The organism is Salinivirga sp., assembly GCF_035268865.1.
GTDB lineage: Bacteria > Bacteroidota > Bacteroidia > Bacteroidales > Salinivirgaceae > Salinivirga.
This window is the reverse complement of sequence record NZ_DATFKB010000107.1, coordinates 1-8242: the sequence shown is the minus strand read 5'-3', so window position 1 is coordinate 8242 and position 8242 is coordinate 1. Positions and strand designations below refer to the sequence as shown.

Sequence of the window (8242 nt, the reverse complement as noted above, 5' to 3'; positions counted from 1 at the left end):
ACTTTTGCCTGCGCCGTTACAGTCTTTAGTATTTCATAATGCTCTCTCTTCAGATCTAATTGATCAAAAAAGACCGGGTTCATGGTACTCCTTCCAACAATTAAGGTTTGTGGTTGGCAGCCTATAAAAAGATAGGCCATTGCAAACAAAATAATAATTTTCAAATTTTTTTTCATAATGCAGTAATTTAGTTTTTAATTGTATAAAATTACTGCTTTCCTGAAATAGAACAAAAAAAAGCGACCTTACTAACTGCAGCAAAGTCGCTTATAACAATTCGTTAACAAAAAACTATTTTGTTTTTATTGTTACTTTTCTTGATCGCTCTTTTTTTAGTTGCACAAAGGCTTTTCTCAGTGTTTTATATTCTTTTGCCGGTACAACTGCTGCTTTAATGTTCAGATCGAGTATAATTTCAATCCCGCTCTCAATGGCCTGAGTTTTATAGGTGACATCAAAATAATCATTACTAATATTGATGTCCTCAGGAGTCCTTACAATCTCCTGATCATCCTCTATCTGTAAAGTGTATCGGTACACCTCGTGCAATGGATATCCAAAATCAATAGCATAATTCCCTTCGATGGCAAGGTATTCCTGAATAAATGCATTGGCTCCGTTTTTTAGCATAGGCAAGAATAACTGCAAATACTCTTCCACCTGGTAATGTTCTGTCATCATCCTTCCCTGCATGGTAACTAAGGCTGGCCCTTCAATTATTAAATCATTTTCAACCTCTTTGATATAGTTGGTAAACAATTGCTTTGCTTCAAAATTTGCTCCCGGCCATCCGGCAAGTGCGCCTGTAAGCTTACCTTTATATTGAGCTTCGCTGAAGTCTTCTCCTATGCCCAGTGTAAAATTAATTTCAGCATAATTGGTTTTAGTCGGATTCAATCTCATTAATTTACCATCTCCACTTACAGCAACCAGCGCTTTGTCGTAATTTGTATATAATGGATTAGCTGCTGGAATTCGGTAAGGTGAAAGTAATAAAGGATCGCCCTCAGCTGTGGGTACCATCACAAGCACATCTGTAATGTTCTCTATGTTGGATACCTGGGTATCGAATTGCTCCACAGGAACTGAAAAAACAACACGTGCAGGAATTTTTTCTCCGATATACAATTGTTTCAGTAAAAGTGCTTTTTCCAATGGTGTTCCGCTGTTTGTGAGTTCTGTGGCATGGAAATCCTGCACAGGGAACTCCTGAAATTTCATTGGTACATGGATGGTTTTCATATCTTTCACGATATCGCGGTGAATTTTCAGGATTTCATCCATATTCTCCTCCATAGCAGGAGAGAAGTCTGCAGCATAGTCAGCAGGAAGGGCTTCCCCTTTAACTATTGCCATTAACTGGTCGGCAAAACTTTTTCCTTCATTAAAAATTAACACATGAGGTTTTCCTCTTGAAGATAATGAAGCTTTCGGGTAAGCAGGCAAATTATTATAGGTGAACGTATAGACCTTATAATCTTCGGTTTCATTATATACTTTTTCTCCCTGCTCTCCGGCGAAAACTAAATTACGGCTTTTGGGCACTTTGAATGTCAACTTGAGCTCCTTTACAGGTGATGAGTAACGCAATGGTTCTGAACCAGCAAAAAGGTCAAGGGGCGCCTTTTCTGATAAAACTTCATATTTAAGGTCAACAACAGCTCCCTGTTCGAGGCCTGTATGCGTAATAACTAATTCCCGTAATTTATTATATGCTCCTGAACCAAGAGCATAGCGGGGTAAAACCTCGTTAAAGGCATTTTCAGGCGCATTTACAACTTTGCCGTCGGCCATAGTTGTTTGGCTCTTTAAGACATTAACTTTTTGGTAATCGGGATCATACACTACAAAGGTTTCACCATATTTCCGGTGAAAGGAGAGATAAGTGTGATATTTCAGCTTATGCTGATATGTAAGTTTATAAGAACCATCCTTTTTAAGGGTATAGGTCTTATGAAGTTTTAAATACGTGGCATCGCTTTCCTGACCTAATAGAGCCGTTCCTATAAGCAATGATATTATAACCGTTAAAAGTTTCATATTTACTCCTTTCTATTTCGTTTCAATTACAACAGGTTTATTTTCAAAAGTCTTAATGTGGTGAAGTACTTTTTTCATTTCGGGCCATGTTTCTTTTTCAAATACCCTTTGATTAAAGCTTGTATGCATTTCAAACACGGCTCTGTTTTTAGAATCATCCCATGATGCCTGCATGCTTGCAACGCCAGCATCATGTTTTTGGGAATCGGGCCCTGTCACATTTTTAATTTTAGCTGGCAGCTCAAATACTTCTTCAATTTCTACTTTCTGAGAACATCCTATCCGGTAATCATGCTTACGTTCTTCTAAACCAGCATTCAACCGTTTACCAAATCTGTTGTGCCGCATAAACCCTTGATTTGAAAGGGAATTAAACACAAATTTATCATCATCTACTAATGCAAAGTCCGGAATGGTATACTCATAAACAAGTGACACCGGCTTTTCTCTATAGCCGTATGGATCTGTTTTGGTTATGCCTGATATTTCAGCCTGGGGGAAAATTCTTTGTAATTCGGCATTTAATAATGCATCCCACTGTGATTTATAATGCCGTGTAAAAATACTTCTGACTGCAGCATCAGACTGCCCCTCTGCAACTATCTTAATGGTGCCTTTCAGATTTCCCTTTTCATCAATGCTAGCTTTATTTGTAATTTTCAGATAATGATTTTCCGGATCTGAAACATCTGTAATCATCAAATCGGCTCCTTCGGGTAAGCCCATTAAATAGTTTTGCTGCTGTTCGCGGCTCGACCACAATTCTCTTACGAATGGCACCCATGTCGGGTCTAAAAGCTGATATTCGCCATTGCGCCTTTTCACTACTGTTATTGAGTGATTGAACTGATCTGCAGGAATATCCTCGATTCTTGAACCTGCCATGGTCATTGCCGCATAAGATTCAAAGCCTGCTGCCCGCAACATGGTAATCAGCATACCAGCTTTATCTTTACATACACCACAACGATCGGTAAAAGTCATGTCGCCGGTATGTAAAGTGTAGCCTTCTCCCTCACCCATGGAAATTCCTGAATAGCGTATTTCATCGGCTACCCAATGGGTAAGGCGTTTAATACTGTCCGATTCTGAAGTTGCACCCTCCAGAATTTCATCAACCTTGGCATCAATTTCAGGTGTGCTTTCAAAACTACCATAATCTTCATTTACACCATAAAACCAGGTAGATTTGGCTTCCCAGTCTGGGCTTGTAGTTATAAGCACCTTAGGACCAACGTTATCCATACCAACCATATTAGGTTCACGTTTAACAGGCATACTTTGTTCAAGTTGAAATGCAAAAACCTGCTTTTCATTTTGCTCAGTTTTCACCTCAAAGTCAGCATTAAACGTGCGGTATTGGACTTCTTTGGACTTTGGTATGGCTGTTTTAAATACTTTTCGATGAACAGGAAAGGACTCAAAAAAGCGAACGATATCGTAATAATGTCCGCGCATTGGTGGAATATACCTGTCATCATCTCCGTCTGCATGCAGCAATGCATAGGTAAAACCTTTTCTGAAAAGCTCCACATAAAGGGCATCTCCGGCATTTAGCTTACCGGCTTCTACCATTTTTTGACGAGCTCCCCAATATATCATTCTTGCTGGTTGGGGATAATCGTAAAAATGGGTTGAATCCAGCACCTCTTTGGTGCCGTCTTTTCGGTAAATGATGGCTGTTTTTATTTCAACCCATGCCGAAAGCGGATCGTAGTTATAGGTGACTTTATGCAGATCTCCTGCACCGTGGTCATCCATAGCATAAAACAATTGCTTGCGGGTTACATAACTCAGGCCCGACTCCTTTACATCGGCTGAGATAGAATCAAATACCAGCACTTTGTGGTAATCTTTGTAGAGTTGTTCAAAATCATTTGATTCAATGGCTTTTCGAATTTCGTCTGCTTTAACACTAATACTGGTTAGCAGCACTAAAAACACGAGTAAGTACTTCATAATACACTATTTAGGTTGTTATTATTAATCCTCTTTTCTGAACACAAGTATATCGCGACGATTGCGCTTATTGATGGTTATATAATAAGTTTTATCGTCGGTGTAAACCTCTTTCTGAGGGACTCCTCCCTCTTTAGGCATGCAACCCCTGGGTGTTGCGTAGCACTCCAGTGTATCTATTTCGTTTGTTTGGAGGTTAATTCGGCGATACTTGGATGAATAACGTTCGAAATCAAGATACAAAAATTTTCCTTTCGGACCCATAAAGCTATTACTGAGGTCAAACCATTTGGGAATTTGATATGTGGCTTTTTCCAACCAGTTATTTGTGTCATATAGCACCACAACTGTTGGGTGGCTACTATAAGTTACAATGAGATATTTTCCTTGTGGATCAAGCATCAATTCATGTGCAATGGGCCGCCTCACTCGTGGTGCTTTAATTTTGTGCTCGAATCTGTATCCGTCTTTTGAATATTGTCCGTATACATTGCCAGCAAATAAAGACAACATGAATATAAACAGTAAAGTTGCAATACGAGACATATTCGTTAATTTTCTGTTAAAACTAATAAAAGTATTTGATGCTTGCAATGGTAAAATATTACTGTTCATAAACGCACACCCCTGTCCCTTTATAATACAGTTTTATACAACAACCTCAAAATCTGTTATGACATAAGAGCCTAAGATTAAGACTTATAGGCAAAATGGCGTCATTATGTAAGAAGAAAATACTCGAAATATTTATATTTTTTTTACATTTCGACATAATTTACTTAAAGTTCTATTTATGAAAAACTTATCGTTGTTAATAATTGCCTTGCTTATTGCTGGGGCTTTAACAGGACAGGAAGAAAAAAAAGATGGTTACAGATTTGAAACCATAAAAGAAGTTAAAGCTTCTCCCGTAAAAGACCAATACAGAAGCGGTACATGCTGGAGCTTTTCGACACTATCGTTTCTTGAATCTGAAGTGATTCGTAAAGGTGGCCCAGTGCTCGATTTATCAGAAATGTGGGTAGTGCGACACGTATATTCAGAAAAAGCCAAACGCCATGTACGTATGCACGGACACTTCAATTTTGGCGGTGGTGGAGCCCTGAATGACCCTGTTGACATAATGGTTAAATATGGTCTGGTGCCAGAAAATGCTTATCCTGGACTAAACTATGGAGAAAACAACCATGTGCATGGAGAATTAGATAATGTTTTAGGCGAATATGTAGAAGCTGTGATTGAAAATAAAAACCGAAAACTTACTACAGCCTGGCACAACGGGTTTAACGGTATTTTGGATGCTTACCTGGGTGAAAAAAGCGAAAAAATTGAATATGAAGGAAAATTTTATAGCCCAAAAGAGTTTACAGAAAAATTTGTTGACCTAAATCCAGAGGACTACGTATATTTAACTTCATATACACACCACCCATTTTATGAAAAGTTCATTCTGGAAGTGCCAGACAATTGGTCATGGAAAGCATTCAATAATGTTAAACTGGACGAATTGGAAGCAATCATGGATAATGCCATTGATAATGGTTTCTCTATTGGATGGGCTTCGGATGTGAGCGAGAAAGGATTCTCATGGCGTAATGGTGTAGCCATTGTTCCTGAAACAGATGTGGAAGAGCTTGCAGGATCGGAAAAGGAAAAATGGGAAGAAATGACCGATGATGAGCGTCAGGACCGCATGTTCAGCTTTGACGAACCTGTACCTGAAAAAACCATTACGCAGGAGATGCGCCAGACTGGATTCGATAAATACAAAACCACCGATGACCACGGCATGCATATCATTGGCATTGCAAAAGACCAAAACGGTAAAGAATATTACAAAGTAAAAAACTCATGGAATACCGATAATAAATATAAAGGCTATTTTTATGCCTCAAAAGCATTTATTCGTTATAAAACCATGAGTATTGTGGTGCACAAAGATGCGCTTCCTAAAGACATAAAAAAGAAATTGAATATTAAGTAGTACCAGTTTAAATTCAAGGAACGGCCCATTACCTTTTGGTTTTGGGTCGTTTTTATTTTGTCCGGTAAAGTTGTTTCATTCCGGTTGGCAAAAATGTGCTCAGGCGTAAATATATTTCTGACAGATCATCCCTGTCAAGTTCATAGTATGTCATTTTACGAGCTCCAAGCGCTAATTTAAGGCCCATCTTAGGATTAATTGTGTACATAAATCGAAAATCAGCCGACACCCCGCTTTTTAGGTTTCCCTGCAACCATTTATGCCCATATTCTGTGTCCCTGGTAGTATATGAACGATAAATATTCTGTCCGTAATTTATGTAAGTGTCCTGTCCTACCTGAGCATAAGCAATCCGGGCCATTGCACCCAGGCGTTTCCACTGCCATCTCAGGGTGGTTAAAATTTCCCCAAAGTTGGCGCCCAGTGGATGGGCCATTGGTGTGAAACGGCTGCCGTAATTTTGCATTGAACCAATATGTGAATAGGTAAATGGCCGGGCCATATTAAACTCGGTCCGCAAGTGCAGGTAATGTGCCCCTGGATAAAAAGCAGCATTTGCTCCAAGTTGCAGGGCATACTTGTTGGCCCACCAACCGTCCCTCGCCGATATTTCCTCAAGATAAAATTCATCAAACATAACCTGCCCGTATATCCTCATCCATTTAAATGGTTGCCACCTAAATCCAAGTCCAAGTAGTACATTATCTGGTGATGGGGCACCCAACTGAAACTCCACAGGTCTGAAAAAAATTACCGGATTTAAATAGCTCAAATCATAACCTCGCTGAGTCAGCGTATCTTCTTGCTGCCAAACAACTGCTTCCCAGGCATAAACATGGAATTTTGGATGCAGCCTGAAATTCAGCTGGTGAGTTGTCATGTATTTCCGGTAAGTTTCCGACAGGTCTGGCCATGCAACATCCTTTAAAAAATGGTATCCTACGGTATAATCTATTTTCCAGAATGATGTGGATAGTCGCCCAAACGGGTGGGGTGGCGATTGGTCGCCCTGTATTACAGAATGGTAACCATCGCCGGCAAATTGGTTATCAACACCAAAGTTAATTCTAAAAAACTGAGAGGGTCTGTAAACCGCGTTTATTCTTAAATCCAAAGCTTTATATCCATCAGGGGTAGCCTGACTATAAAGCACATCTTGCAACAAATTATTAGTAGTGCGTACCGAGTCTGTTATTAATCCAGTTTGTCTGAAACCTACTACCCGACCCCTAAAAATAAAGCTTTGCTTGTGCTGATACCTAATATTGGCTCCTCCTCCGGAGACAAAATAATTTGTGTTGTTTTGATTTTCAGATGCAGCAGCAAACAAAATATCTGGGTTCACCTCAAAATCATAAAGCGATGTATGATGTTTCAAAAGTGCATCATGTAGTATACGTTTTAAAAATAGTGGTTGGACATTGTCTTTTTCAAAATCTTTTATCAATGTACGTTTCCATGGGGGGCTGGATAAGGAGCTGTCTAATAAATGTTTATAATTGACAACGTCTTTGTAGCTACTGAATGGTTGACTTAGCAATTCCGCTGGTGCACAAAAAACTGCAATAATAAAAAAGATGCCTATTTTTTTTAAAGCCATGAAAAGCCTGGTATTAATCCTTTAACATAAGGTCTTGAGTTCACGAAGTTATAAAAGTTTCAGAAAAAAATGCAGGCATTTTAAACCTTCGGATGATATAGCCATCAAAAGAGCAAACAAACTTAAAAATTGAATACTATGAAAAAACTAACATTATTAACCGGGTTAATGCTGATAGCAGGCTTAACCCTTCTAAATGCTCAAAGAGGTCAAAGGTTCAACAGCGACAACACTCGTGGATTTAATAAAGAGTGCGCAATACCTGATTTGACTGAAGCGCAGGAAAATAATATTGAAGACCTGAGAACTGCTCACTGGAAAGAAATGGAAAACTATCGGGCAGATCTAATGGTTTTGCGCGCCGAGATGCAAAAACTACAGGTAAGTGACAATCCTGATGTTGATGCCATTGACAAAAAGATTGAAGCAATGGGTAAAATCAGAATTGAAGTGCAAAAAACAGCCAATCAACACAGGATGGAAGTACGCGAATTACTTAATGATGACCAAAAAGCCTGGTTCGACAGGCGGGGACATCGTTTTGGTCAACGCGGGTTTGGCAAAGGCCACGGCAGAAAAGGTGATGGTTACCACAGAGGCGGAAGGAAAGGTTACGGAAATGGCTATGGAAATGGAATGAGAAATAGAGACGGAAGCTG

Annotated in this window: 6 protein-coding genes; 2 read left to right on the top strand and 4 right to left on the bottom strand. The window is 39.3% G+C overall.

Translation table 11 applies throughout. The features are described 5' to 3' along the window. Window positions 1-291 precede the first annotated feature (291 nt). Genes VJ937_RS06710 through VJ937_RS06700 form a run of 3 tightly spaced genes read right to left on the bottom strand, consistent with a single transcriptional unit; the run spans window position 292 to window position 4545 of the window. The gene (locus VJ937_RS06710; RefSeq protein WP_324066121.1) at window positions 292-2040 is read right to left on the bottom strand and encodes a DUF3857 domain-containing protein; all 1749 of its coding nucleotides are present in this window, start codon (window positions 2038-2040) and stop codon (window positions 292-294) included. A gap of 12 nt (window positions 2041-2052) precedes the next feature. Continuing rightward, window positions 2053-3999, bottom strand: coding sequence for a DUF3857 and transglutaminase domain-containing protein (locus VJ937_RS06705; RefSeq protein ID WP_324066120.1), 1947 nt, complete (start codon window positions 3997-3999; stop codon window positions 2053-2055). A 24-nt stretch (window positions 4000-4023) separates the two neighbouring features. Continuing rightward, window positions 4024-4545, bottom strand: a complete 522-nt coding sequence (locus VJ937_RS06700) for a hypothetical protein (protein WP_324066119.1) — start codon at window positions 4543-4545, stop codon at window positions 4024-4026. 247 nt (window positions 4546-4792) lie between these two features. Here VJ937_RS06700 and VJ937_RS06695 point away from each other — a divergent pair, with 247 nt between their 5' ends. Then, on the top strand, window positions 4793-5983 hold the full coding sequence (locus VJ937_RS06695; RefSeq protein ID WP_324066118.1) for an aminopeptidase C: 1191 nt from the start codon (window positions 4793-4795) through the stop codon (window positions 5981-5983). A gap of 52 nt (window positions 5984-6035) precedes the next feature. Here VJ937_RS06695 and VJ937_RS06690 read toward each other — a convergent pair whose 3' ends face one another. Further along, window positions 6036-7583 carry a hypothetical protein gene (locus tag VJ937_RS06690; protein WP_324066117.1) on the bottom strand — a complete coding sequence of 516 codons (1548 nt, stop codon included), beginning with the start codon at window positions 7581-7583 and terminating at the stop codon, window positions 6036-6038. A gap of 138 nt (window positions 7584-7721) precedes the next feature. Between VJ937_RS06690 and VJ937_RS06685 the strand changes: the two genes are divergently transcribed. Next, window positions 7722-8242: Spy/CpxP family protein refolding chaperone (locus VJ937_RS06685; protein WP_324066116.1), on the top strand; the 521-nt coding region annotated here is incomplete at its 3' end.

What these genes read in the sequence shown, in the direction of transcription:
- VJ937_RS06710 (WP_324066121.1), bottom strand. Translation starts at nt 2,040, where the DNA reads ATGAAACTTTTAACGGTTATAATATCATTGCTTATAGGAACGGCTCTA.
- VJ937_RS06705 (WP_324066120.1), bottom strand. Translation starts at nt 3,999, where the DNA reads ATGAAGTACTTACTCGTGTTTTTAGTGCTGCTAACCAGTATTAGTGTT.
- VJ937_RS06700 (WP_324066119.1), bottom strand. Translation starts at nt 4,545, where the DNA reads ATGTCTCGTATTGCAACTTTACTGTTTATATTCATGTTGTCTTTATTT.
- VJ937_RS06695 (WP_324066118.1), top strand. Translation starts at nt 4,793, where the DNA reads ATGAAAAACTTATCGTTGTTAATAATTGCCTTGCTTATTGCTGGGGCT.
- VJ937_RS06690 (WP_324066117.1), bottom strand. Translation starts at nt 7,583, where the DNA reads ATGGCTTTAAAAAAAATAGGCATCTTTTTTATTATTGCAGTTTTTTGT.